Raw genomic sequence first — 23,997 nt, 5'->3', positions numbered from 1 at the left:
CGTGCTCTCGACCCTAGAATGGGTGTGGCCAGCACGATAGGTGTCGTTGTTGAATATTTTTAGCTTGTCTGTGGCTTCAAACAGCGATCGAGAGGACGCCGATCGCAGAAAAGAGGGATCTTTGGTCAGCTTATCATTCCTCCGGCTGAAGCGTGGGCTCATCCTCGTCGCGGGGGCTCTGGCCCTGTCCTCCTGTATGGCTCCTGGCGTCGACGCGGACGACGCGCAGGAGCCGGCGGCGCTCGGGGAGCGCGACGCGGCGGCGCCGCCCGAGCCCGGGGAGGGCGCCGAGCTCGTGGACTCTTCCTCCCAGGCCGCCGCGGGCAAGGCGCCCTTCGAGCTGAGCAACGCCCTCTTGCCCTTCGACATGCCGGCGAGGGCCGATCTCGCGTCGAGCGGCTACAAGGTCTTCGCCCACTGGCACAATTTCCCGATCCGGCAGTTCTCCAGGAGCGGGGGGACGGCCAGAGACTACTACGTGGGCTGGCTCCAGCCGACGGGGCAGTACGAGGGGATCGGCGGGTGGCTGCGCGATCGGCCCATCCCGATCCTGCCCGTCCCGCCTTCGGAGGCGAGCTATCTCCGGAGCGACATGAAGGCGGACATCCAGACGGCCGCGGCGGTGGGCGTCGATGGATTCCTGATCAACTTCTGGTTCCCGCCCACGGACAGCCGCTGGGCGTGGCTGACGAACATGTTCGCCGCGGCGGACGAGTTCAACGCCGAGAACCCGGCCGCGCCGTTCCATGTCATCCCCAACGTCGACAGCCACATCCTCTCGGGGAACAGCGGGAAGGACGAGCCCCGGACGAGGGCCGACCACATCGCCAGGTTGAAGCACCACGCCTCGTGGATGAAGATGGGCGGCAAGTACCTGATCGGCAGCTTCAGGCCGGAGGCGCTCCCCGCGTCCTGGTATGCGGAGTTCTTCGACCAGCTGAAGACGGTCCACGGGATGGACGCGGTCCTGTGGGGCACCCTGCTGAGCCCCACGGAGGCGAACCGGAATGCGCTCAAGCCCTTCATGGCGGGGGCGGCCTTCTCCCGCTGGGACAACCTCCCGTACAACGCCAACTTCTCGTCCAGCCTGAGCACGCTGAAGGCCTGGGGCGAGCAGAACGGGGTCCCCTACGCGCCGCCCGTCAGCCACACGGACCACCGGCCCACGTCGGGGTGGGCGCTGGAGACCGCGGGCTTCCAGACGCAGTACAAGAGCTGGAAGGCGGCGATCGACTCGGGCGTGAAGATGGTCCAGATCCTCACGTGGAACGACCATTACGAGGGCCACGCCCTGAGGCCCAACTCGGCCATGCAATACGCGGCGTACGACATGACGGCCTACTACACGACGTGGTTCAAGACGCGGCGGCAGCCGACGATCGTGCGTGACGTCCTGTACTACGCGCACCGCATGCACCTGAGCTCGGCGCAGCCGGATCTCACGAAGCAGGACAGGGTGTTCACGTCGAAGAACAACGTTCCGTTCCTCGACCGGGTCTTCGCGCTCGGCATGCTGAAGGAGGGCGGGCGCCTCCAGATCCGGTCGGGCGGGGCCGACCATGCGAAGGACGTCGGCGCGGGAATGCAGTTCTTCGACGCGCCGCTGCGCGTGAACGATCGGCCGAAGCTCCAGCTCCTCCGGAACGGCGCGACCGTCATCGACCTCACGAGCGCCTTCCCCACGCGCTCCTCGATCGTGTGGCAGGACCTCATGTACCGCGCCGGGAGCTCCTCGCGCCCGGTGGTCGTCGGGGTGCAGGACGACCTCCCGCAAGACCGACTCCCCTGACAGCATGTTGCATTGAACCAGAAACCAGGAGAATACATCATGTCGATTCGCAAGCACCTCCGCCTCGTCTTCGCCCTGGCCGTCGCTGCGGCCGTGCTGGGCTTCACCGCGGCGCCGGCGTCGGCCTCCGATGATGGGGAGTGCAAGCCGCCGTGCTTCAAGCACCCGATCACCGGGCAGCTCATCTGCGGTCATCCCTGTCCCTGAGGCAGCCCTCCCCCGCGCCCCCTGCGCTCACGTCTTCCGCGCCTCCACGGCGCCCGCGCTGACGCTTTCGGCGCCTCCACGGCGCCGGCGCTGGCGCTTTCGGCGCCTCCACGGCGCCCGCGCTCCCACGCCGTCCCGCCGACGACCTCCGTCGGTCCGGGGGACGCGCCTCGCGCGTCTGCGGCGCGGCCGCGCCCGCGGCGGGGCCGTCCGGATCAGCTCCTGCGCTTGCGCGGCCGCGGGATGCCGTAGGCGTCCAGCCGGGCCACGAAGGTGCGGCGGGGCATGCCGAGGAGCGCCGCGGCCTGGGTCTGGTTCCCGGCGCACCGCTCCAGCGCGTCGACGATCCGGCGCCGCTCGAGCGCGTCGATCTCGCTCCGCAGGTCGCGCGCGCTCTGGGCCGGCTGGGCGGCGCCGGCGTCCTCGCCGGCTGCCCGCGCGGGCGCGGCGGGGGTCTCGGGGCTCGCCCGCTCGGGGCTCGCCGGGAGGACGGGCGGCGCCGCGGCCGCGTCGAGCAGGAGGTGCTCCGGGAGCAGCGTGTCCCCGCCGGAGAGCACCACCGCGCGCTCGATGACGTTGCGCAGCTCGCGGATGTTGCCAGGCCAGCGGTGCGCCTCCAGCGCGGCGAGCGTCTCGGGGGCGAGCGCCGGCGCCGGGCGCCCGAGCGCGCTCGCGGTCCGGGCGGCGATCGCGCGCGCGAGCGGCTCGATCTCGGCGACGCGCTCGCGGAGCGGCGGGATCGTCAGCGCGATGCCGTTGAGCCGGAAGAACAGATCCTCGCGGAAGGCGCCGCGCCGGACCTCGGCGGCGAGATCGCGGTTCGTGGCCGAGATGAACCGCACGTCGATGGACCTCGGGCTGAGCCCGCCGACGCGCATCACCTTGCGGTCCTCGAGCACGCGCAGCAGCTTGACCTGGATGCTCGGCGGCAGCTCGCCCACCTCGTCGAGCAGGACGGTGCCCTTCTCCGCCGTCTCGAGCAGCCCGGGCTTCGCGTGCGCGGCGCTCGTGAAGGCGCCCTTCTCGTGGCCGAAGAGCTCGCTCTCGAGGAGCGACTCGGACAGCGCGGCGCAGTTGAGCCGCAAGAACGGGCCGTTCGCGCGCGGCGAGCGCCGGTGGATGTGCTCGGCCAGCACCTCCTTGCCGGCGCCCGTCTCGCCGAGCAGGAGCACGCTGAGCGGCGCCCCGGCCACGCGCTCGGCGAGCGCGTAGAGCCGCTGCATCGCCGCGTCGCGCACGACGGGCTCGCCCTGCCCCTGGCCGGCGGCGGCGCACGCGGCGGGCTCGCGCGGCAGGATGACGATCAGGGCCGACCCCACGTTGACGGCGTCGCCGACCGAGAGCTCCATGGTCTTGCCCTGCTCGAGCTGGAGCTCGAGGAGCTTGGTCGTCGCGCCGGCGGTGCGGTCGCGGCGGAGGCGGGTGCCGTTCGCGCTCCCGAGATCCTCGATCGCGAGCCGCCGGCCGAGGTGGAGGATGGCGTGCCGGCGCGACACGGAGCTGTCGTCGATCTGGATGTCGTTGTCCCTGCCGCGGCCGAGCGAGACCCGGCCCTCGGCCGGCAGCGGGTGCCGGGCCGTGGACCCCGCGGCGAACACCGCGAGCTCGAGGGGGATCGGCGCATCATTTCCAGGGGACGTCATCGGAGCCACCTTATCTCATCTCCGCGTCAGCTCACCTCGCTCCCGATGGGCTCGCTGCGCGGCGCCCGTCCACGCGCGAGGCGCCCGCTCGACGGGCGCCCTGGGTGAACGCGCCGGGCGCCGGGCCGGGCGAGGCGGCGCCGGGCGCCCTGGGTGAACGCGGCGGCGCCGGGCGCCCTGGGTGAACGCGGCGGCGCCCGACGCCGGGCCGAGCGCGGGGCAGGGGGCTCACGTTGCAATCCTTCACGTTCGACGCGGTGCGGGCACGCGATGCAGTGCGAGCACGCGCTGCGGTGAGGGCACGCGATGCAGTGCAGGCACGCGATGCCGTGGGGCACCCGATGCGGTGCGGGGGAGAGGTTCAGCACAGGGATTCCCGCGGACTGACGCGTTGCGGGGGCGGAAGGATGTGTGATATGTGTGGCTGATGAAGGTCAGGAGCTCTCTTCTCATCACCCTCTGCGCGCTCCTCGCCTGCGGGTGCGCCTCCTCGTCGCTGAACCCTCCGTCGGGCCCGGAGAGCACAGGGAATGCCGCCTCGGCGTCCGATGGCGTGCCGTCGCCCGGCGCGCCGCCTCCGGCCGGCGCACCGGCGGCGACCCCCGCCCGCCCTCGCGGCCGCGCCTATCCGCCGGAGGAGCTGCGCCGGGTCGCCCGCATCGCGGCCGCGCGCTGCAAGAAGGCGAACACACCCACGGACTCGGCGTGTCTGCTCACGGAGGCCGCCGCGTTCCTGAAGTTCCGGCCCGAGGATCCGGATTGCCGCTTCGTCGCGGGCACCGCGCTCTCCGTGGCCGAGTGCACCGATTTCAACGAGGGCTGCCACAGCGTGGACCCGGCCGATCTCGAGCACCAGCTCGCAGCGCTGCAGAACGCCGGCAAGGAGTGCCATCGCGAGCCGACCGATCGAGAGCGGGACGAGGTGCTGAAGCTCGCGGGCGCGAAGTGACGGCGCGCATCGCCGTCGCGCCCTGGTCGCGGGGGAGGTCTTGCCGAGCCCCCGTGGGCGTCCGCCCTCGGCTCGGCTGCCTGGCGACGGTGGCCTGAGAGGCGCCCTCGCCCGCCGATCACGGTCTCCCCCGGCGCGTGACCCCCGCCACGCGCCGCGCCGCCTCGGCGGCCTCGCCCGGTGAATGCCGCCGCTCGATGACCGCCGTCACCCTGCCGGCCTCGATGTGCTCCTTCGATACGCGCAGGTCCTCCCTCCACGGCCTCATCAATGAACATTTCAGCCTGTCCGGCGCCCTGTGGGGTCGTGATTCAGAGGCAGGACCAGATCGAGGTGAACATGTCCATGGAGCTCTATGCGCATCCGTTTTCTTCCTACTGTCAAAAGGTGTTGATCGCGCTCTACGAGAACGAGATCCCGTTCGAGCTCCGCATGCTCGCGCCGGGGCACGAGGACGCGGTCGCCGAGCACGAGGCCCTCTGGCCCCTCAAGCGCATGCCCGTGCTCGTGGACGACGGCCGTACGGTGGTGGAGGCGAGCATCATCGTCGAGCACCTCGATCTCCACCATCCGGGCGCCGTGCGGCTGATCCCGGAGGACCGTCGGGCCGCGCTCGACGTGCGGATGATGGACCGCTTCTTCGATAACTACGTCATGACGCCGGTGCAGAAGATCGTGGGTGACCGCATCCGCAGCGCGGAGCGTCGCGATCCTCAAGGCGTCGCCGAGGCGCGGGAGCTGCTCGATGTGGCCTATCGCTGGCTCGATGGCGCGATGGCAGGGCGAGCCTGGGCCGCGGGCGACGACTTCAGCCTGGCGGACTGCGCGGCGGCTCCCGCGCTGTTCTATGCCGACTGGGTCCACCCGATCGGCGAGGCCTGCGCGAACGTCCGCGCGTACCGGCGGCGGCTCCTCGGTCGTCCCTCGTTCGCGCGGGCGGTCGACGAGGCGCGGCCCTATCGCGCCATCTTCCCGCCGGGGGCTCCCGACCGGGACTGACCATCGGGTAAGCGCTGCGAGCTCCGGGGGCGTGGCGGCGCGATCTCGTGCTCGCCCCTCCGGAGCGTCATCCGTTGGCCCACGCAGCGCTGCGGGGGGCACCCCGACGCCCCGCTCCGAGATCGCTCTCGAGGACCGTTGGGACGTGCCAGGCTGCCGCCTCGCGTGGTGCTCGGCGTGCATCTTTCCGCTCGACGAGCGCGCCCGGCCGAGCGACGCGCGCCAATCGTGCTGCGGGCGTGGAGGAATGATCGAGGCCCGCAAATGCGGGCATTCAGAGGGGGTCCGGGTGGTAGCTGGGCGGTTCCATTGAGGATGGGAAAATACGACGATGGCAAAGCGAATGAACCGAAGAATTTTCCTCCGGGGGCTGGGCGGAGCCTGCGTCGCGGCGCCGTTCCTCGGCTCGATCATCGACCGCACCGCGAGGGCGGAGCAGGCCACGCCACCGAGGCGGCTGATCGTGATGTACACGCACTATGGCTGCATCACGACGCGGTTCTTCCCGAAGAAGTCGCACGGCCCGCTCACCGCCGCGGACCTCGAGCCGACGACGCTCAAGCACCTGGCGCCCTACGTCGACAAGCTCCTCATGCCCCGGGGCATCCGCGCGATGAACGAGTGGACGGCGAAGATGGAGCGGGGGCAGGGGAACGATCGCCACTTGCAGGTGAACGCGTCGTTCTTCACTTGCCACCCGGTCACGCCCAACAGCGACGATCCGTTCGACTTCTCCCAGGCGACGAAGTTCAACGCCAAGCCGACCGGTCCCTCGCTGGACCACGTCATGGCACGACAGCTCAGCCCGGACGGCGAACCCCTGTTCATGCGGGTGGGGGGCCGCGGCGTCAGCAGTGACTCGGCGATCTCGTTCTCGGCGCCGATGACGCGGTATCATGGTCTGGGTGCGCCGGCGGAGATCCTGGCCAAGCTCACGGGTTTGTTCGCGGACCCCCTCCCGTCCCCGGACACGTACCAGGCCATCCGCGGCAAGAGCATCATCGACATCGTGCGGGACGATCTCGACACGCTCGCGCGCTTCGACATGAGCCAGGCGGACAGGAACAAGCTCGAGGCCTGGAAGGCGCTTCTCCACGAGACCGTGACGACCGTCGCCTCCGGGCAGTGCACGACGTCCCTCGCCACGGCGCTCGGGATCACGCAAGAAAACATCGACCTGGCGAGCCAGCACACGCTCGGCGACGACGTGCTGATGCAGAAAATCGCGGACAACTTGGACGGGGCAGACCTCTATTCGAACCTCGCCGTGCTCGCGGCGGCGTGCAACGCGAACCCCGTCATCTTCCTGAAGTACCCCGCGAACTACGTTTTTCGGGGGCTCGGTCTGTCGTTCGAGAGCGCCAGTCTCTCGTATCGCGTGGGCAGCGCGATGATGACGGGCACCTGCCACCCGGGGGTGATCGACATGCTCCTCAAGATCGACGACTACCATGCGAGGAAGTTCGCTCACCTCGTCGATCAGCTCAACCGCATCGACGAGGGCGACGGGACGCTCCTCGACAACTGCGCGGCCGTCTGGTTCCAGGACGCGTCCGACGGCTGCGCCCGCAACCTCAACAACCTGCCGATCGTCCAGGTCGGCAGCGCCGGCGGCTATTTCAAGACCGGCTGGGCCGTGAACGTCGAGGATGGCTCGCCCGACCTCACGACCGGCAACAGCGAGAGCGCGTGTGTCGACGGCGCCCCGGACGAGGTCGACGGGCTCAGCCAGTCCACGGGGACCGATCCGTCGCTCGCCAACGCGCCGATCAACAAGTACTACTGCAACTTGATGAACGCCCTCGGGGTCAAGGCGGGCAGCGATGGCTTCCCGGCGCCGGGCGGCTCGGAGCCGGTGACCCACTTCGGCATGTACGATCGAACGGAAGACTTCATCGGTGGCGGGACCAATCCCCCCACCATCCATGATCCAGGCGAGTTCACCGCGCTCAAGGCGAGCTCCTGAGCGGTCTCGCTCCCGATCCTGTCGCGCCCGGCCGAGCAAAATGCGTCAATCGTGCTGTGGGCGGAGGAATGATCGAGACCGGCAAATGCGGGCATTCAGAGGGCGTTCCGAGTGGTGGCTGGGCGGCTGCATTGAGGTTGGGAAAATACGACCATGACAAAGCGCGTGAGCCGAAGAATTTTCCTCCGGGGCCTGGGCGGAGCTTGCGTCGCGGCGCCGTTCCTCGGCTCGATCGCAGGCCGCGCCGCGAAGGCGCAGCCGGCCACGCCGCCGAGGCGGCTGATCGTGATGTACACGCACTATGGCTGCATCACGACGCGCTTCTTCCCGAAGAAGTCGCACGGCCCGCTCACCGCCGCGGACCTCGAGCCGACGACGCTCAAGCACCTGACGCCCTACGTCGACAAGCTCCTCATGCCCCGCGGCATCCGCGCGATGAACGAGTGGACGCTGGACCTGAAGCGAGGGCAGGGGAACGATCCCCACACGCAGGTGAACGGGTCGTACTTCACGTGCCACCCGGTCACTCCCAACAGCGACGACCCGTTCAGCTTCAACCAGGCGACGAAGTTCAACGCCAAGCCGACCGGTCCCTCGCTGGACCACGTCATCGCACGACAGGTCAGCCCGGGCGGCGAGCCCCTGTACATGCGCGTGGGAAACTTCCGCGCCGTCCCTCAGGAGGCGATTTCGTACTCGGCGCCCGAGACCCTGTATTCGGGTCTGGGCGCGCCGGCGGAGATCCTGGCCAGGCTCACGGGCTTGTTCTCGGACCCCCTCCCGTCTCCGGACACGTACCAGGCCGTCCGCGGCAAGAGCATCATCGACATCGTGCGGGACGATCTCGACACGCTCGCGCGCGTCGACATGAGCCAGGCGGACAGGAACAAGCTGGAGGCGTGGAAGGCGCTCCTCGACGAGACCGTGAGGACCGTCGCTTCTGCGCAGTGCAACACGTCCGTCGCCACGGCGCTCGGTGTGACGCAAGAAAACGTCGACCTGGCGAGCACGCCCCGGAGCTTCGACGAAGACGTGCTGATGCGGCGAATCTCGGACAGCATGGACGGGGCCGACGTCTATTCGAACCTCGCCGTGCTCGCGGCGGCGTGCAACGCGAACCCCGTCATCTTCCTGAAGTACCCCGGGAACTACGTTTTTCGAGGGCTCGGCCTGACGTTGGAGAGCGCTGGTCTCGCGAACCGCACAGGGGATGGGAGCGATGTGGGCCCCTGCGTCCCGGGGGTGATCGACATGCTCCTCAAGATCGACGACTACTATGCGAGGAAGTTCGCCTACCTCGTCGAGCAGCTGAACCGTATCGACGAGGGCGATGGGACGCTCCTCGACAACAGCGCGGCCGTCTGGTTCCAGGACGCGTCGGACGGCTGCGCCCGCAACCTCAACAACCTGCCGATCGTCCAGGTCGGCAGCGCCGGCGGCTATTTCAAGACCGGCTGGGCCGTGAACGTCGAGGATGGCTCGCCCGATCTCACGACCGGAAACAGCGAGTTCTCGTGCGTCGACGGCGCCCCGGACGAGGCCAACTCGCTCTCCCAGTCCACGGGGACCGATCCGTCGCTCGCCAATGCGCCGATCAACAAGTACTACTGCAACTTGATGAACGCCCTCGGCGTCAAGGCAGGCGCGGATGGCTTCCCGGCGCCGGGCGGTTCGGCGCCGGTGACCCACTTCGGCATGTACGACCGAACGGAAGACTTCGTCGGTGGCGGCATCAATCCCCCCACCATCCATGATCCAGGCGAGTTCACCGCGCTCAAGGCGAGCTCCTGAGCGGTCTCGTCCCCGAGCCTTCGCGCGCCCGGGTCATGAATGCGCCGCGAACCCTTCCCCTCTCTCCTTGGCGTCGTTGGCGCCATGGCGGTTCTTCTGCTGATCCGGGGCAACTTCCCGCAGTAGGCAGTGCTACGGCGCGCCCGCGTGGGTCAGCGTCTCCCAGCTGATAGCGCCGTGTCCTCGGCCGTCCAGCCGCTGTACGTGTAACGCAAGATCTCCGCAGCGCGCAGGAAGTTGGCGCCCGCCCAGCCAGCGGCGAAATGTCGGACCCCGCGAGCAGGTAATTCTCTCTCTTGCCGCCGACTTCGCGACGCGGACGCGCACCGGCGGAGGCGGCGTCCGCGCGGCGTCTCCTCGGCGGCGAGCACCAGCGCGCGCTCGAGCGTGGCGGGGTCGACGCCCGGCCCGTGTTGGGTGGTGGTCACGTTCGGGGGGCTCACCTCCGGGGGCTTGCGTTCCGGCGGGCCTCTCTTGTGGCCCGCCTGCACTCCAGCCCCTCCGGTGAGCCTCCCGAACGTGACCACCACCCAACACGGGCCCCCCGACCGTCGGCGGCGTGCCCTCGATCGGGACCGTCACGACCGACGATACGTCGGCCACCGACGGAGTCGGCGGTCTGTCGGCGGGGCTCTCCGGCGGCCGGGAAGGGCCACGGGCGCGCGGCGGCGGCCGAGGCGGCCCTGGCGGGCTCCGCTCCCGGCGCGCGATCGCCCTGGAGCGTCGAACACAACCGGACCGGGCCAGGCAGGCGAGCGCGGGGGCAGAGCCAGGCGCGATGAGGAGCCCTGCTGAAATGAGGCAACGAAGAGCAACGACATGACGCGCCCGACCTCGGCTGCCTGGCGACGGGAGGTCTCGAGAGGCGCTCGCGAGCTCGTGAGCCCGGCTCGAGCGCACAAGACACGAGCGTCAATCTGCGCGTACAGCAAGGCTGTACGCGAGGATGGTCGTCACGAACCGCTTGATTTTCGCAGCGTGTTTGCTCATCCTACCCACCCAAGAGGACACTCCTCGCCTCGCGCAGCTCTTGCTTGTGGGCGACGTGGTCAGAAAAGTTCAATTTCGCCGATTCACTCGCCGAGCGCGCGTCGCCTCGACCATCCGAACATCCAGGCCTTCCGCTTGGGTCCAGCGGGAACGAGAGCTAAACCTTCCCTCTCACCATCTTCGTCGTGAACCATGAAATGTCGACTCTCAAGCTTCATCGCGGCAGCAATCGTCGCCATCCTGTCTCCGCTCGCAGGCTGCACCGAAACCCCTGACGATACCGGCGCTGGAGGCGCCGGTGGCTCGGGGGCCAGCGTGGGCTCGGGCGGTAGCGGGGCCTCGGGGGGCAGCGAGGGCTCGGGCGGTAGTGGCGGCTCGGGAGGCCCCACGGGCTCGACCAGCGCGGGCACCGGCGGAGGCGGCGGCGCAGGCGGCGGCAGCGGCTCGACCGGCAGTGGCGATGAGATCCCTCCAACGTTCGAGACGGTGAAGTTCGTTATCGAGAACGTTACTTGTTTCGGGGCGGGTTGCCATAACGACGAGCAGAACCCCCTGGACTTGAGGGTCGACGGAGAGCTGCACGCGAGGCTGACCTCGCACATATCCAAGAATTGCGGCAATATCCCGATCGTCAATCCCGGCAAGCCGGAAGAGAGCGCTCTCATCAAGATCCTGAAGGGACCGTGCGGCGTACCTCCGCAGGACACTCCGCGGATGCCCCCTGACTGCCTCAACGATGGGGATTCCAAGTGCGTACCCGACAACTACATGCAAGCGCTCACGCAGTGGATCGCCGACGGCGCGCAGGAGTAGCACGGCCTGGCGAGTAGCCGCTGACGGGTTGCGGCGCCCCACAGGCGCGGCACGCGACCGCGCTCCCACCCGTGCGTCGGGCCGCCGATGAGCGGCTCGACGCCCACGCGCAGGGCATACCGCGCCGCGAAATCTTACGGCGCGTCGATTGGCCCGTGGTCAAGACGATCTGCACCGTGTAGTCGAGCCCCCGAGAAGTAGATCTGCTTGCCGTCCTCCCGGTCGCGTGTGCGCACGGCGATGACGCGGACCCCATCCGGCCAATCGCCGCGCCGGAGGAGCACCTCGGTCACCTGAGCGGCTCCACGGTCGCGTCGATGTCGAGGTACACGAACCGGCGCGGGCCTTCGTTCGGTCATGGCAACCCGGACGGGTCGCCACGCCGAGCCACGCTGTCAAGGCGGTCCGTCTACTGCGCCGGATTTCTCGCGCTCCGGATCGGCATCGCAGGCGCGAAATGTGCGTTTGTGGGGTGGTCTACTGCGTTGCAAACGCGCCTGCCGGGTATGCGGCATGAGCAGGTCCGGGCGTGTCCACGGTGTTCGTCTCGAAGGCCCAGCTGCCACCCGGCGGAATCTGGACCGTGCCGCTGGCGAACGCTACGCCGAGCGGACGCCCGACGCGATTGGCGGAGAAGACCGTGACGGAGGGGGTGCTCACCGCCACGTCGAGTCCGTTGAGGAGCGTGCCCGTGTACGTCGTGCCGGCGCCGCCAGTCACGGCCTTCACCTGGCTGACGGTGAGGCCATCGATGGGAACAACGTCGAGGGCAAAGTAAGGGCACCGGTAGACGACGTATCCTACGTCCTCGATCACGATGTCTGAGGGCAAATCCGTCACCGCGGCCATGGTCACATCACCTGGTCCCACGCACGCGGCGATGGCGCCCGAGCCATCCGTGAGCCGGTAGTAATGCTGAGTGAGCAACCCGTTGATCCCGCTTGCCAGGGACCGCTGGGCCTTGTCATAGAGCTCCACTGAAACGGCAGCGCTGCAGGCCGGGATATCCCCGTCGTTCCTCAAGGCGGCGTAGAGCTCGGTGTTGCTCGGTCCTTTGCGGAGAGTCAGCGCGATCACGTTGAGCACGCCGTTCCCGCCCGGGAGCGCCATGACGGTGAGGTCTTCCGGGACGATGAGCGCGTCGTCACCGATGTCTTCGCCCACCCCAGCGCCGTCGCTCGCCTCGCTCGAACAGGCCAGCGGGAGGAGCATAGCGGCAGGGACGAGAAAGCGCTTCGCCAGCATGAACATGAGACGAGATGCTTGATCTATCGCTGTCCGCCATCGTCGGGCAGCGCGGGGTCGCGAGGTGAGGCACATCGTGAAGGGCGGTGGTTCCGCGGCGCCCGCGGTCACGGACGACGCGCGAGCGCAAAGACCCCTTCGGTGAGAAGAGGTCTTTGCGCCCGAGCTCGCTTGGCTGTTCAGGCTCTCGCTCCGAGAGTGCTCAGGCCTTGAGCTCCGTGAACCCGCCCGGATTGTGGATCTTGGCGCCGGCGACCGCGCCCTTGCCACCGATGAACTCCTCCGTCTTGTCGGAGTAGCCGAAATGGGTCACTTCCGCGGAGCCGCCCTTCGCAGGGAAGCCATCCGGCCCCGCCTTCACGCCCATGGCGTTCATGATATTGCAGAAGTACTTGTTGATCGGCGCGTTGGCGATCTTCGGATCGGTTCCGGTGCCCTGATTGATACCGTTGACCTGGCCGGAGCCATTGGCGCACTGCGACCTGCTGCTGCCTGGCGCCGGGGTCGACGCGGGGTCGACGTTGATGATCTGGCCGGTCTTGAAATAACCGCCGCCGCTGCCGGCTTGGAGGATCGGAGCGTTGTTGAGGTTGTGCGCGTTGCCGTCCGACATCTCGTTGAACCAGACGGCGACGCTGCTGTCGAGGACCGTCGTCCCGTTCCCCTGGGGGATGCCGTCGAGCATTCCGACGAGGTTCGCGAACTTCTGCGCGTAATATTGGTCAACCTTGAGGAGCCACTCGATCGCGTTGGGCAGGCAGCTGCCTGTCATCCCTGCATTGTCGAGGCGGTGCGAGAGGGAATGCGACTCCATGGTGATGCCGAGCCCCCTGAAGAGGTAATTCCCCGGGTACTTCAGGAAGATGATGGGGTTGGCGTTGCAGGCGGCCGCGAGCGCGGCGATGGCCGAACAGATATCTGCTCCATCCAGATCGCCGGAGACCTTGGTCGTGAGGGCGTCGCTGCCCAGGCCGCCCCCCCCCACCTTGGAGGCGTTCGCGGCCGTCGCGCCGAGCATCGCGCCGAGCTCCGCGTTGCACTGCGCAGAGGCGATCACGTTTCCTGTCGAGTGGAGGAGCTCCTTCCAGGCTGCGAGCTTCTGCTTGTCGGCGCTGCTCATGTCGAACCGCTCGAGCGTCTGCAGATCGTCCTTCACGAGGTCGATGACGCTCTTGCCGCGCATCGCCGCGTAGGTGTCCGGAGACGTCGGCTCCCCCGACTGGAAGAGGCCCGTGAGGCTGCTGAAGGCCTGCGATGCGTTGAGGCCCCTGTAGATGGTCTCGGCGGCGGAGTAGGAGATCGCCGACTGAGCGCTGTCGTTCTGACCAGCCGTGTTCAAGAGCAACGGAGTGCCTTGCGGGCTGAGCTGCTGGGCCATGATGTGATCCAGCGAGGGGCCGACAGGCTTCGCGTTGAACTTCGTCGCCTGCTCGAAGCTGAACGGGTCGTTGCTGTTCGGAGTGACCGGCTGGCAGGTGAAGAACGACCCCACGATCTGCGTGTGCGAGTCGTTGCCCTGTCCACGCGACATGTTGGCGGTCCACTCGTTCATCGAGCGGATGCCGCGCGGCATGAGGAGCTTCTTCGCGTAGGGGGCGAGGGCCGCGAGGCTCGTCGGCTTGAGGTCATCAGCCGTGAGCTCACCCTGGGTTTTCGCGGGGAACCAGTCGTTCGTGATGCACCCGTAGTGCGTGAACATCACGATGAACGTCTTCGCGGGTGCCGTGGTGTCCGCCTTCGCGGTGCGTTCCCACACGGAGCTGAGGAACGGCGCAGCCAAGACGGCTCCGCCCAGGCCACGAAGGAAGATTCTTCGGTTTACTTGCTTGCTCATGTTCGACGTTCCTCAGAAGTCAAAGCGTTTCACGGACTCGCACGCGGAAAGACTCCGCTTGGGTGAGATCGGCCATCAGATCGAGGATGCTGTAGCCGCTCTGAGACAGCTTCATGTCGAGCTGATCGACGAGGCACTTGTCGTTCGCGTTCGGAGCCCGCCCGAAGGCATAGGAGATCCACGCCTGAGCGTAAAGCTGCTTCGATTTCTGAATTTGGGTAATTTCCTGCATGAGCTGCAACGGAGAGGAGATCTCCTTGACCTTGCCGTCGCCGAAGTCGATGGTGTTCGTCGTGACGCTCGCGTCGATCGCGCCACCACGAGGATCGACCGTTTGCAGCTTCCCGATGCCGTCGTAGCCCTCCATCACGAATCCCGGCGGGTTGATGATCGCGTGGCAGCCGCTGCAGCTAGCGGGCTTCGTCAGCTCTTCGACGTACGCGCGTTGCGTCTTGAAGTCGCCGTCCACGGTCATCTGGGCGGCGCCGGGGAGGGGCGCACCCGGATCGACGCCGAGCATGTACACCGAGATGAACGCGCCTCGCAGGATCGGGCTCGTGGCGTTGAAGCCCGAGTAGGAGCTCAAGAACCCGACGCGGGTCAAGAAGCCCGGCCGCTCGTTCGGGTCCAGCTCCACCCTGGTCAGCTCGTTGCCGTACATCGAAGGATCGAGCCCATAGATCGCCGCGTTGTCCTTGTTGACGAAGGCGATATTGCTGAGGAGGAGGTCCTGGAACGAACCGCCCTCGAACGCCACCTCTTCGAAGAAGGCGTCGAGCTCAGCCTTGTAGACGGCCTTGGCGTCCGAGGAGTACAGCGGGTACAACTCGGGGTCGTGATCCATCTTCCACCAGTGGGCGTTTCCGTTCTCCATCTGCGCCCAGTTGTTGTGGAACGCTGTCACGAGCGGCCCGGTCTTTTCGCGCACATCAATCATTCGCTGCGCCTGGGCCAGAATCTGCTCCTTGGTCTGGAGCTCGTTATTGTCGGCCGCCTCGTTCAGCGTGTCATCCGGAACGGAGCCCCAGAGCATGTACGAGAGCCTCGCCGCCACTTCGTGGCTGGAGAGCTGGATGCCCTTACCCGACGGGTCCGGGGTGTCCGTCAGCTCGGGGAGCATGAGGAACGAGGGCGACACGAGGAAGGCGAACAGCGTTGCCTCCGCGACCTCGTCGGGCGTTCCTGGCGGCGTCGTCTGGCCCAGCTTCTGGAATCGCGCCACCTCCGCGTCGGTCAGCGGGCGACGGAACGCCTTGCGGCCGAAGGTCTTGATGGTCTGCTCCAGGCAACCGCTCGCCGCAGGGTCACAGCTGATGAACCTGGACTTGTTCGTCCCAGCCATCACTTCTTTGGCGATCTGCGCGGCGACATCTTGATAGATGCGCCAGGCGTCGGGGGTCATCGGGCCGTCGGAGTCGGAGACGAGCAGCTCAGACGGCAGCTTCTTCTCGGGACCCACGAGGGTGACGCCGAGGAGGTCCCGCACCGTGTTGTCGTACTGCCGGTTCAGCAGGCGGGGGATCTGGCTCGTCGCCGGGATGCCGGGGATGCAGACCTTCGGGTCGTCCGGCTGCTCCCCCCCCCCCGTGCCGCTGCCGCTCCCGGTGCTGCCACCGGAGGTCGCACCGTCCTCCCCGCCGTCCTCGCCAGCATCCGCGATCGTGCCGGTGCAGCCAGCGAAGAAGGGTGTTGAAGCGAGAAAAATTGTCGTACCGATGTACGAAAGATGTCTTAACGTTCGCATGCGCATGCGCCTCCTATTCCCGGTCCGTGTCGAAGTGATCACGGGAGCGAACCAAAAGCTGTGGATGAGCTCGAGGCTCATCCATCGGCGTGAGCACGGGCGCCTCGCCGACGGTTTCCTTTGGAGATGTGATAGTGAAATGCTGACGTACGAGCGGAGCGCCTCTACCCGCTTCGATCTCGAGGGCCGTGGCCCCGCCAAGCGAGGCGGCGGCGCGTACGAGGCCCCCGGCGCTCCGCCACGTATCGCACGGGAGATTCCGGGTTCGTGATGCCTCGCACACGGATCACGGGCAGCTCGCCGTGAGCCTTCGGCCCGTCACGCCAGCCGCACGCCGACGAGCCACCCTTGCTTCATCGCACCGGCTTACTGCAGCGCGTCGAGAAGGGAAGGACGAACCTCGGGGTCGTCATGCTCGTCCACCTGGCTGACGCGCTCGGTGTCGCGCCCGTTATTTTGATGCGCCGCGCAAACCATGAGGCTGGAAAGCTCCAATGGTCGGATCTCGATCTTGACCGGGGAGCCGTTGTGCTCGACGAGAACAAGACGGATGATGATCGCGCGTGCGCGCGCTCCGGAAGTGGCGCGGTGTCTGCCCGGACAAGGAAGGCGTCTTGGTCCGGAAGTGGGCGACGCCTTGCCAGGACGCGACGGGTCGAGAGCTTCGGACTCGGGTTTCGCTCTTTTATCCAGCGCGCCGCGCAGCGCGCGATGGCGGGGCTCAATATTCTTGACTTGATCTGCGACTCCGAATACTTGAAGAACTCACAGGCTCGAGCATCGCTGCCTGAGCTTCCTGGGCGGAGACTCGTCATAAACGGTGAAGCCTGAGTCAGAGATCCCCTCCGATGCGCCGGGAGCGATCGGCCTGAGCTGCTCGGGACCACGGATTCGAGGCTGAACATCGGCTTGCACGGCGCGCGTGCGACCTTCATCACCATCAAGCTCGCGAACGGCCGCACGAAGACGCGGATCTCCGACCGGACCGGCCACAGCTCGAGCGACCGGATCCATAACCAGGAGCGCGCTGCTCGCAAAGTCGCGGAGCTCGGTCTGGGCGACTTCACCCCCTTGGACGAGGCGAGCCCCGAGCTGACCGGCAAGGGCGGCCCGGTAGCGAGAGACGGTCCCGCGCCCGAGGAGCCGGAGGTGCGAGCGATGAGCAACGAGGTCTCCCTCGCCTCCGCGCCGCCGCGTCCGGCGCTGGCCCGACGCGGCGGCCCTCCCCGAGGTGGACGATGAGGCGGCCGAGGGGCGCCGGTTGGGTCCGCGTTGGGCCACACCGGAAGAGGATCCGGCCGAGGGACAGGCCGACGTCGAAAGCAAGAGGACTCGCGGACGTCCAGGGGGGGCTCGCTCCGAAGACCGGCGCAGCTTGAAGGCACCCTTTCGACGGCCGCCTTCGCCGAGCGCCGCACAGGGGCGCTGTGCTCCTCGCCGTGGGACAGGTGCGTCGACGGGTGATAGGTGCAGTGCTAGGAGCCGCGGCGGGAGCTCCCCTCGGGCTGCTCCTGGGAGCGTTCTTCGGAGGCAATTTCGCGACCAGCTTCGAGTTCGGGGGGCTTCGGGGGTATGAGGCGACGGGCCGGCTCGGTCTGCTGCTGGGCGCGGCGCTCGGGGCGGTGCTCGGCGCTGCCCTGGCTCGGGTGCGAGGAGGATGAGACGGATAAGCCGCGTCGGGCCATGCGCCGCCCCCGCCACGTCGCAAGCTGCTGGCTGCGCAACCTCCGCGCGGCCGTCGCCGAGGCGGCTGCGCGGCTCGGCTGCGACGCCGGAGGCGGCCTTCCGCCGCACATCCAAGCGGTTCTCGGGGGGGCCACTGAGCTCGTGGCGGCGGCGAGGGCGCAACGAACACACCCCGCAACGGACACACCCAGGTTCCGGTGTGTCCTGCGTTTGTCTACGTTGTCGCAGGTATTCGGCTTCGGATTCCCTTGTTATCGTCGCCTGGGATGTCGAGAATCCGAGCTCAGCTCCGACCTTCCCAACGAACGCGCACCCGAACCCGGGACGAAAGCGCCGAACGCGCACCCGAACCCGGGAGGCGGCGCACCCGAACCCGGGACGAAAGCGCGGTGCACCCGAACCCGGGAGGGGCGCACCCGAACCCGGCGCACCCGAACCCGGGATGAAAGCGCGGCGCACCCGAACCCGGGAGGCGCACCCGAACCCGGGACGAAAGCGCCGAGAAGGAGCCGACCATGAAATACATCCTGATGATGCATACCCCGCACGGTGGCCAGTACCAGGTCGCCTGGTGGCCATAGAAGGACATCCAGGCGCACATCGAGTTCATGAAGAGCTTCGCCGAGAAGCTCGGCGAGTCGGGCGAGCTGGTGGCGGCCGAGGGGTTGGCCGGGCCCGAGCAGGCGAAGCTCGTGCGCGCGGGGAAAGACGGCAGGCCGATCACCAACGACCGACGCGCGGCGCGCGGCGCGAACCGGGTTGGCCGGCGAGCTGATCCCGCTCGCCGAGCAGGATCGGCGCCTGTAAGATCAGCGCGCGATCGCCGAGGGGGGTGGCGCTCGTCAGCGCAGCGCCGTCGAGAGGGTCGGTCGGCCCGTATCAGATGCAGGCCGCGATCGCGGCGGTGCATGACGAGGCGGCGTAGGCCGAGGACACGGACTGGGCGCAGATCCTGGCGCTGTACGAACTGCTGAAGGGGATGTGGGACAATCCGACGGTGACGCTCAGCCATGCGGTGGCGACCGCGATGGTGCACGGCCCTCATGCGGGGCTCGAGCTGCTGAGTCCGCTCGCTGCCGATGCGCAATTTTCGGGGCATCATCGCCTCGATGCCGTGCGCGCCCATCTGCTGGAACGGGCTGGGGAGCGTGAGGCTGCGATCGCGCACTACAGAAGAGCGGCCAGCCGCACGACGAGCATTCCGAAGCAAAATTACCTGGCGACGCAAGCGGCTCGGTTGAGCGACGCTCGGAAGACGATGACTAGTCGGACGGGGAACGACGTGTACGATGGGGACGACCTGTACGAGACGACCTGTCCCAGGTTGGAGACGGTCTGTCTCAGGTTAGACGATCTGTCCCAAGTAGACGACCTGTCCCAGGTTGGAGACGACCTGTCCGAGGTTGGCGACCGGTCCACCTGTCCGAGGTTGGCGACCGGTCCGAGGTTGGCGACCGGTCCGGTTAGGTTGGCGACCGGTCCGGTTCGATTCGACCCACGTTGGCCCCCCGGTCCCCGGATCGAGTTTGCCGACCGGGACGGGACGGTCCCATTTGTCCGGGCTGCGCCCATTCCAATAATCCCCGGACGCCGCTTTGTGCGCCTGCCGCTGCATGACCCGCGTGGGGCTTATTCGCGGTGCCGTGCGCATCTCCTGCCACCTTCTCCGTTATCTCAAGACAAACGTTTCCCACGACGACGCGCTGAAGCCGTCGCCCGCCCTCGCCCCCCCTCGCTGCGTAATGCGCCCGCGCCGTACCTACCCTGTGAGCACGACGCCACTCACGCTGGCGCCGTGGAACGTGTGCATCCACCACGTACCCACCGGGAATTCAGCGCTGCGTATGCCGGCACGCCATCGGTCCAGCGCCGCGCGGTACGACGAACGAAACGCTCGCACAGCAGCGCGAGCCATTCGCCATGCGTCACCCTGTTCACGGCCCACCGCGACCGTCGGGTTGCGATCACCCACCGCCTCGAAGCTCGTCGCACGCTCGTAAGGAGAGACCTCGCTGGCTCGGTCGGCGCCCAGAAATCCCAGCCCCTGCCGCTGTGCCTCCGCATGGGCCTGCTCCTCCTGTCGCTCGAGCTCGGCTGCGACTGCACGGCGAAAGCCCTCCGCGCTGTCCTGCTGGATGACGGGGGGCAGCGCGAGCGGGAGCGTCGCCTCCTCCGGCCATCTTGGATTTTCTGGATCGAGATACACCGTGGGACGCGCCACGCGTAGAACACCGCGGCCGAGCTCGCCCACATCCACCTTGGCGCCCGGCCACTCGCACGCATGCCGGACCAGGCCGGCGGCCACAGGATTTGCGAGAACATAAGCGATCTTCTCCACCACCGCCGCGCGGGTCAGCAGCCGTACCACGCTTGTGGCCTGATGGTCCCATACCGGCCCTTCCCATTGGCGGAGCACCTTGGTGCCGAGCGCGGCGATGCGATGGAAAAATTGCAGAAAACGTGGCAGGACGCCGTTCACGTCGGTCACGACGATGTGCAGATGCGTTGACATTGCACAGAACGCATGGACCTCGATGCCGTAGCGGCGGGTCGAGACCGCGAGGGCGTAGACCAGGAACTGGGTGATGGCCGGGTCGGGGCGGAAGAGTAGATGGCGGCGCAGGACGCGGCGGGTAATCAGGTAGGTGGCGCCGGGGGTAATCTCGCGGGGCTGGGTCATGGCCGGCGCACATTGACAAATGCTGTGCCGGCGGCCCTGGCGAATAATTTCAGGGACTTGCCCCGCTTCGCAGGTGGCGGCCGCCAGGTGGTCCGCCCACGTGGGCTGCTGGTCCCGCTGTCTCGACCCGGGCTGCTCCCTGGGCAGGTTGCCGCTCCGGCATCGGCAAGCCCAACCCGGGTTGGCTGCAGCAAGCCCAACCCGGGTTGGGACGCCGCGGCGTCGTTGCAACCCGGGTCGGGTCGCCGCGGTCGGGTCGCGGTCGCGCCAACCCGGGTCGGGTCGCGCCAACCCGGGTCGGGTCGCGCCAACCCGGGTCGGGTCGCGGGCCGCGAGCCTGTCAGAGCGGCCGCACCGGCAGGCAGAGCTCGCAGCGGAAGCCGTTGATCTTCGGATCCTGGAACTCGCCCTGGTAGAGCTCGAAGCAGGGCCGATGGTCAGGCTGATAACCGCTCTGCGGGAGCCACTCCCCGAAGAGCCGATCCCATGCGACCCCGATCATGCGCGCGTCGCCGACGAAGGCGCTCGTAGCGTACTTGCCCCCGGCCACGTCGGTCACGTTGACGTCGCCGCCGGTCTTGAAGCCCTCCGGGATCACGATGGCGGCGTCGTGGCGGCATTTGGCCGGCTCGGTCACGTGGGGGTTGTCGTGCGCGATGCCGAGGCAAATCCGATCCACGGTCCACAGATCGCGCGCGCTCGCCCAGCGCATGAGCCGCCGCCAGGCCTCACCGACGCTCCCGTTCGGGCCATATGGGCCGACGCTCCGGATATAGGCCACATGATAGCTCGGCAGCGCCTTCACCGCCACATCCATGATCTCCTCCTCGTCATCGCGGGCGCCCGTGCCCGACGAGGAGCCATCTTGTCCTGGCGCGCACGCCGCTGCTTTGCCCGGCTTGCGCACGACTTCACCCGGCTTGCGATCCGCTTGACGCGCCTTGCTCGCCTGCGCCCCGCCGTTCCTCCATGCCGACGCGCTCATGCCGAAGCGCTCCTTGAACGCGCGCGCGAACGCGCTCGCCGAGCTGAAGCCGTTCTCGAGCGCGATCTCGAGGACGTCGGCGTGTGGTCGCAGCGTGAGGTGGCCGGCCGCGGTCTCGAGGCGCACCCGCTGGATGAATTCGCGAAGGTTCTCGCCGGTGATCGACTTGAACACACGGTGGAAGTGAAACGGCGAAAACGCCGCCACCCCCGCCAGCTCCTCGAGGGAGAGCTCCTCCGCGCGATGGGCCTGGATGTGGTCGATCACGCGGTTGACACGCTTCTCGTACTCGGCCCGGCTCTTATTTCTGGTCGCCACGGCCGGAGATTACCTGATCGCTCGTTCCAGGGAATCCTCCTCGTCCCCTGCAGCGGATCCCGCCGCGATGAGCGGCCTCGCCGGCCAAGGGATGCGGCCTCGGGTCGGCGGCGCTGCCGTTCCATGGGCCTCCAGCCACCGAGCTCGCATGGAGCGCTCATAACGACCCCTCGATCGCCGCCCGCGTCGCCCTCACCGATCTCGACCGCGCTGCGCTGCGCCGGGCGGGGGTCGCTCGACGGCTCCTCCGGCGAGCTCGCGCGTCGTCGACGACGTCCATCCCATGCTCCGCGTCCAGGGCAGGTCCATGATCGCCGTTGCTCGCAAACGATCGCCGCGAGTCCAATGCATGGCATGCATGAGCTCCATGCCGCATTCGAATTGGAAGGGCGTCGCCCGGTGAACTAGAGCCCCTCTCGGATTCCGCCCGAGCGCGTTGCGTGGATGGCGGGTTCGTCAGTGTTCGTTGGTTGTCAGATTCGTGCTCTTGGCCGGCCCTCTCGTTCGCGTTGATGCGGCCGTTCGAGATCGCTCGGTGATCGCCGCGCTGCCGCGCCGCGCGCGAGCCGTCGAGCGGATCATCCGGCGTCCTCGCGAGACGACGCTCCTGCCCTGGCCCGGAGCCAGGAGGCCAGGTCGCGCCTCGACGAGAGGTGTCCGGGCTGCGCCCGGTCGAGAGCTCGTTGCCGTGAGATTGCGTGAGATTCCTGTCGGCGCACGGCCCGCGAGGGATGACCTCGCGGCGTGCTCCGATGTCCTTGTGCCTCAACTTGGGAGCTCATCATGAGGGTGTTCAGGTATATCGCTTCTGCTGGCCTTTTGTCCGTGGGGTCCTTCGTCGCGTGCTCGGCGCCTGTCGAGGAGGACGAGGCCCCCGACCAGGCCCGCTCCGCGGTCATCTATGGCGACGACGACCGGGAGGAGCCCTTCACGTACTCGGATCCCGCCTGGGCCGCGCGCGTGATGGAGTTCACCGTGGCCCTCGTCCCCGCCTCGGCGGTCGACGACTCGGATCCCAACAACATCCAGATCGGCGACCGTACGTGGATCGAGCGCGACGACGTGTGCCCCGACGTGCGCTTCGCTACCCAGCCGGCGCTCGCCGACTGCAGCGGCACGCTCATCGGCGAGGACCTGGTGCTGACGGCCGGTCATTGCATCAACAACTGCGGCGCCAGCCGCTTCGTCTTCGACTATGCGATGACCCCCGCCGGCCAGCTCGGCCAGATTACCAGCGACGACCTCTACCGGTGCGTGGACATCATCACCTGGTACCGGGACACGAACGGCGCGGACTACACGGTCGTGCGCCTGGACCGGCCGGTCGTGGGGCGAACACCCGCCGCGGTGCGGACGTCGACCGAGCCCCTGGATCCGGACGACGACACCCCGCTCGTGGTGCACGGCTTCCCCCGTGGGCTGCCGCTCAAGCTGGCCGATGGCGCGACGATCCGCAGCAACGATCCGGATAACGATTTCTTCGTCGCCAACCTGGACACGTTCGCGGGCAACTCTGGCTCCGGGGTGTTCGATCTCAACACGAAGGAGCTCGTGGGCATCCTGGCGCGCGGCGAGCGCGACTTCGAGGAGGACGAGGAGAACGACTGCAGGCGTCCGTTCGAGTGCGACGACGACGCCTGCCGCGGTGAGGACGTGACCTATGCCTACAGGGCCATCCAGGGCCTGTGCGAGCGCGCGGAGACCGACCTGTGCTCCTGCGGAGACGGCGCCTGCGGCCCGCTCGAGGACCCGGCCTCGTGCCCGGGCGACTGCTCCTGCGGCGACGGCATCTGCAGCAGCGGTGAGGACACGGCGTCGTGCCCGGCGGACTGCCAGCTCGAGGTGCTGTACGACGTGCACACGCCGCAATCGAACTGGGTGACGCCCGGCATCCAGGTGCGCAATACCTCGGCGCAGAGCGCCTCTCTCTGGGGCTCGACCGTGCGGTACTACTTCACCCAGGAGCCGCCCGGCTCGCTCGAGGCCGAGTGCTGGGGTTGCTCGGCCGACCTCGAGATGAGCTTCCATGATGAGCTTCCATGAGGTGCCCGGCGGCGGGTGCGCGGACGCGACCCACTACCTCGACGTGACATTCCCGTTCCTCTTCGAGGTGGAGCCCATGGCCACCACCGACCAGTTCCGAATCGCGTTCCACGCCTCGAGCTGGCAGGCGTTCAACGAGTCGAACGACTACTCCTACGCCGGGACCAGCTCGGACTGGGCGCCCAACCGGAAGATCACGCTATACCGGAACGGCTTCAGGGTCTTTGGCGACGAGCCCTGCCCGGGCCTCTTCATCCCGCCGCCCAACTGAGCCCGGATCGCTCGCACCGCGCCCCGGGGGGCCACGCTTCGATC

Annotated in this window: 18 protein-coding genes and 3 pseudogenes; 13 read left to right on the top strand and 8 right to left on the bottom strand. The window is 68.0% G+C overall.

From position 1 onward, the window contains the following. Positions 1 to 196: 196 nt before the first annotated feature. Entirely contained in the window at positions 197 to 1,789 is a 1,593-nt protein-coding gene (locus WMF31_RS32580) for an endo-1,3-alpha-glucanase family glycosylhydrolase (protein WP_436605676.1), read from the top strand. Positions 1,790 to 1,828: 39 nt separating this feature from the next. Then, positions 1,829 to 1,996, top strand: a complete 168-nt coding sequence (locus WMF31_RS32575) for a hypothetical protein (protein WP_436605675.1) — start codon at positions 1,829 to 1,831, stop codon at positions 1,994 to 1,996. Positions 1,997 to 2,211: 215 nt separating this feature from the next. Here the strand turns inward: WMF31_RS32575 and WMF31_RS32570 are convergent, their stop codons facing one another. Continuing rightward, complete coding sequence (locus tag WMF31_RS32570) at positions 2,212 to 3,639, bottom strand: sigma 54-interacting transcriptional regulator (protein WP_436605674.1); 1,428 nt, start codon at positions 3,637 to 3,639, stop codon at positions 2,212 to 2,214. A gap of 427 nt (positions 3,640 to 4,066) precedes the next feature. Here WMF31_RS32570 and WMF31_RS32565 point away from each other — a divergent pair, with 427 nt between their 5' ends. After that, a complete protein-coding gene (locus WMF31_RS32565) occupies positions 4,067 to 4,588 on the top strand; it encodes a hypothetical protein (protein ID WP_436605673.1) in 522 nt (173 codons plus the stop codon). 118 nt (positions 4,589 to 4,706) lie between these two features. On the opposite strand, the gene WMF31_RS32560 is transcribed toward WMF31_RS32565, so the two are convergent. Next, positions 4,707 to 4,856, bottom strand: a complete 150-nt coding sequence (locus WMF31_RS32560) for a hypothetical protein (protein ID WP_436605672.1) — start codon at positions 4,854 to 4,856, stop codon at positions 4,707 to 4,709. 77 nt (positions 4,857 to 4,933) lie between these two features. On the opposite strand from WMF31_RS32560, the gene WMF31_RS32555 reads away from it, so the two are divergent. From WMF31_RS32555 to WMF31_RS32540, 4 genes are all read left to right on the top strand, one after another. After that, a complete protein-coding gene (locus WMF31_RS32555; protein ID WP_436606627.1) occupies positions 4,934 to 5,587 on the top strand; it encodes a glutathione S-transferase family protein in 654 nt (217 codons plus the stop codon). A gap of 343 nt (positions 5,588 to 5,930) precedes the next feature. Beyond that, a complete protein-coding gene (locus tag WMF31_RS32550) occupies positions 5,931 to 7,553 on the top strand; it encodes a DUF1552 domain-containing protein (protein WP_436605671.1) in 1,623 nt (540 codons plus the stop codon). Positions 7,554 to 7,706: 153 nt separating this feature from the next. Beyond that, complete coding sequence (locus tag WMF31_RS32545; protein WP_436605670.1) at positions 7,707 to 9,344, top strand: DUF1552 domain-containing protein; 1,638 nt, start codon at positions 7,707 to 7,709, stop codon at positions 9,342 to 9,344. Positions 9,345 to 10,526: 1,182 nt separating this feature from the next. After that, on the top strand, positions 10,527 to 11,147 hold the full coding sequence (locus WMF31_RS32540; RefSeq protein WP_436605669.1) for a hypothetical protein: 621 nt from the start codon (positions 10,527 to 10,529) through the stop codon (positions 11,145 to 11,147). Between the two features lie 47 nt (positions 11,148 to 11,194). Here WMF31_RS32540 and WMF31_RS32535 read toward each other — a convergent pair. The 4 genes and pseudogenes from WMF31_RS32535 to WMF31_RS32520 all read right to left on the bottom strand — a co-directional run. Beyond that, positions 11,195 to 11,455, bottom strand: a pseudogene (locus tag WMF31_RS32535) (IS1380 family transposase); the annotation flags it as partial. A 169-nt stretch (positions 11,456 to 11,624) separates the two neighbouring features. Further along, entirely contained in the window at positions 11,625 to 12,398 is a 774-nt protein-coding gene (locus WMF31_RS32530; protein ID WP_436605668.1) for an FxLYD domain-containing protein, read from the bottom strand. Positions 12,399 to 12,594: 196 nt separating this feature from the next. After that, positions 12,595 to 14,226 carry a DUF1552 domain-containing protein gene (locus WMF31_RS32525; protein ID WP_436605667.1) on the bottom strand — a complete coding sequence of 544 codons (1,632 nt, stop codon included), beginning with the start codon at positions 14,224 to 14,226 and terminating at the stop codon, positions 12,595 to 12,597. Positions 14,227 to 14,245: 19 nt separating this feature from the next. Continuing rightward, the gene (locus tag WMF31_RS32520; RefSeq protein ID WP_436605666.1) at positions 14,246 to 15,976 is read right to left on the bottom strand and encodes a DUF1592 domain-containing protein; all 1,731 of its coding nucleotides are present in this window, start codon (positions 15,974 to 15,976) and stop codon (positions 14,246 to 14,248) included. Between the two features lie 342 nt (positions 15,977 to 16,318). Between WMF31_RS32520 and WMF31_RS32515 the strand changes: the two genes are divergently transcribed. The 4 genes and pseudogenes from WMF31_RS32515 to WMF31_RS32500 form a co-directional block, all read left to right on the top strand. Next, entirely contained in the window at positions 16,319 to 16,801 is a 483-nt protein-coding gene (locus tag WMF31_RS32515) for a hypothetical protein (protein WP_436605665.1), read from the top strand. 78 nt (positions 16,802 to 16,879) lie between these two features. Beyond that, positions 16,880 to 17,212, top strand: coding sequence for a hypothetical protein (locus tag WMF31_RS32510; protein WP_436605664.1), 333 nt, complete (start codon positions 16,880 to 16,882; stop codon positions 17,210 to 17,212). 959 nt (positions 17,213 to 18,171) lie between these two features. Beyond that, a pseudogene (locus tag WMF31_RS32505) lies at positions 18,172 to 18,384 on the top strand (YciI family protein); the annotation flags it as partial. A 1-nt stretch (position 18,385) separates the two neighbouring features. Further along, positions 18,386 to 18,905, top strand: a pseudogene (locus WMF31_RS32500) (DUF6596 domain-containing protein); the annotation flags it as partial. 510 nt (positions 18,906 to 19,415) lie between these two features. Here the strand turns inward: WMF31_RS32500 and WMF31_RS32495 are convergent. Both WMF31_RS32495 and WMF31_RS32490 read right to left on the bottom strand, forming a co-directional pair. Next, entirely contained in the window at positions 19,416 to 20,336 is a 921-nt protein-coding gene (locus WMF31_RS32495; RefSeq protein ID WP_436605663.1) for a transposase, read from the bottom strand. Positions 20,337 to 20,676: 340 nt separating this feature from the next. Continuing rightward, positions 20,677 to 21,639, bottom strand: coding sequence for an AraC family transcriptional regulator (locus tag WMF31_RS32490; protein ID WP_436605662.1), 963 nt, complete (start codon positions 21,637 to 21,639; stop codon positions 20,677 to 20,679). An 825-nt stretch (positions 21,640 to 22,464) separates the two neighbouring features. Between WMF31_RS32490 and WMF31_RS32485 the strand changes: the two genes are divergently transcribed. Together WMF31_RS32485 and WMF31_RS32480 are read left to right on the top strand one after the other, a co-directional pair. Next, positions 22,465 to 23,682 carry a trypsin-like serine peptidase gene (locus WMF31_RS32485; RefSeq protein ID WP_436605661.1) on the top strand — a complete coding sequence of 406 codons (1,218 nt, stop codon included), beginning with the start codon at positions 22,465 to 22,467 and terminating at the stop codon, positions 23,680 to 23,682. After that, complete coding sequence (locus tag WMF31_RS32480) at positions 23,666 to 23,953, top strand: hypothetical protein (protein WP_436605660.1); 288 nt, start codon at positions 23,666 to 23,668, stop codon at positions 23,951 to 23,953. Before WMF31_RS32485 ends, WMF31_RS32480 begins: the two co-directional genes overlap by 17 nt. The last annotated feature ends 44 nt before the right edge of the window (positions 23,954 to 23,997 follow it).

The organism is Sorangium sp. So ce1036 (assembly GCF_051369805.1).
Classification (GTDB): Bacteria; Myxococcota_A; Polyangia; order Polyangiales; family Polyangiaceae; genus Sorangium; species Sorangium cellulosum_F.
Note: the sequence above shows the minus strand (reverse complement) of the source record. Positions and strands in the feature narration are given on the sequence as shown.

What these genes read in the sequence shown, in the direction of transcription:
- WMF31_RS32580 (WP_436605676.1), top strand. Translation starts at nt 197, where the DNA reads ATGGCTCCTGGCGTCGACGCGGACGACGCGCAGGAGCCGGCGGCGCTC.
- WMF31_RS32575 (WP_436605675.1), top strand. Translation starts at nt 1,829, where the DNA reads ATGTCGATTCGCAAGCACCTCCGCCTCGTCTTCGCCCTGGCCGTCGCT.
- WMF31_RS32570 (WP_436605674.1), bottom strand. Translation starts at nt 3,639, where the DNA reads ATGACGTCCCCTGGAAATGATGCGCCGATCCCCCTCGAGCTCGCGGTG.
- WMF31_RS32565 (WP_436605673.1), top strand. Translation starts at nt 4,067, where the DNA reads ATGAAGGTCAGGAGCTCTCTTCTCATCACCCTCTGCGCGCTCCTCGCC.
- WMF31_RS32560 (WP_436605672.1), bottom strand. Translation starts at nt 4,856, where the DNA reads ATGAGGCCGTGGAGGGAGGACCTGCGCGTATCGAAGGAGCACATCGAG.
- WMF31_RS32555 (WP_436606627.1), top strand. Translation starts at nt 4,934, where the DNA reads ATGGAGCTCTATGCGCATCCGTTTTCTTCCTACTGTCAAAAGGTGTTG.
- WMF31_RS32550 (WP_436605671.1), top strand. Translation starts at nt 5,931, where the DNA reads ATGAACCGAAGAATTTTCCTCCGGGGGCTGGGCGGAGCCTGCGTCGCG.
- WMF31_RS32545 (WP_436605670.1), top strand. Translation starts at nt 7,707, where the DNA reads ATGACAAAGCGCGTGAGCCGAAGAATTTTCCTCCGGGGCCTGGGCGGA.
- WMF31_RS32540 (WP_436605669.1), top strand. Translation starts at nt 10,527, where the DNA reads ATGAAATGTCGACTCTCAAGCTTCATCGCGGCAGCAATCGTCGCCATC.
- WMF31_RS32530 (WP_436605668.1), bottom strand. Translation starts at nt 12,398, where the DNA reads ATGTTCATGCTGGCGAAGCGCTTTCTCGTCCCTGCCGCTATGCTCCTC.
- WMF31_RS32525 (WP_436605667.1), bottom strand. Translation starts at nt 14,226, where the DNA reads ATGAGCAAGCAAGTAAACCGAAGAATCTTCCTTCGTGGCCTGGGCGGA.
- WMF31_RS32520 (WP_436605666.1), bottom strand. Translation starts at nt 15,976, where the DNA reads ATGCGCATGCGAACGTTAAGACATCTTTCGTACATCGGTACGACAATT.
- WMF31_RS32495 (WP_436605663.1), bottom strand. Translation starts at nt 20,336, where the DNA reads ATGACCCAGCCCCGCGAGATTACCCCCGGCGCCACCTACCTGATTACC.
- WMF31_RS32480 (WP_436605660.1), top strand. Translation starts at nt 23,666, where the DNA reads ATGATGAGCTTCCATGAGGTGCCCGGCGGCGGGTGCGCGGACGCGACC.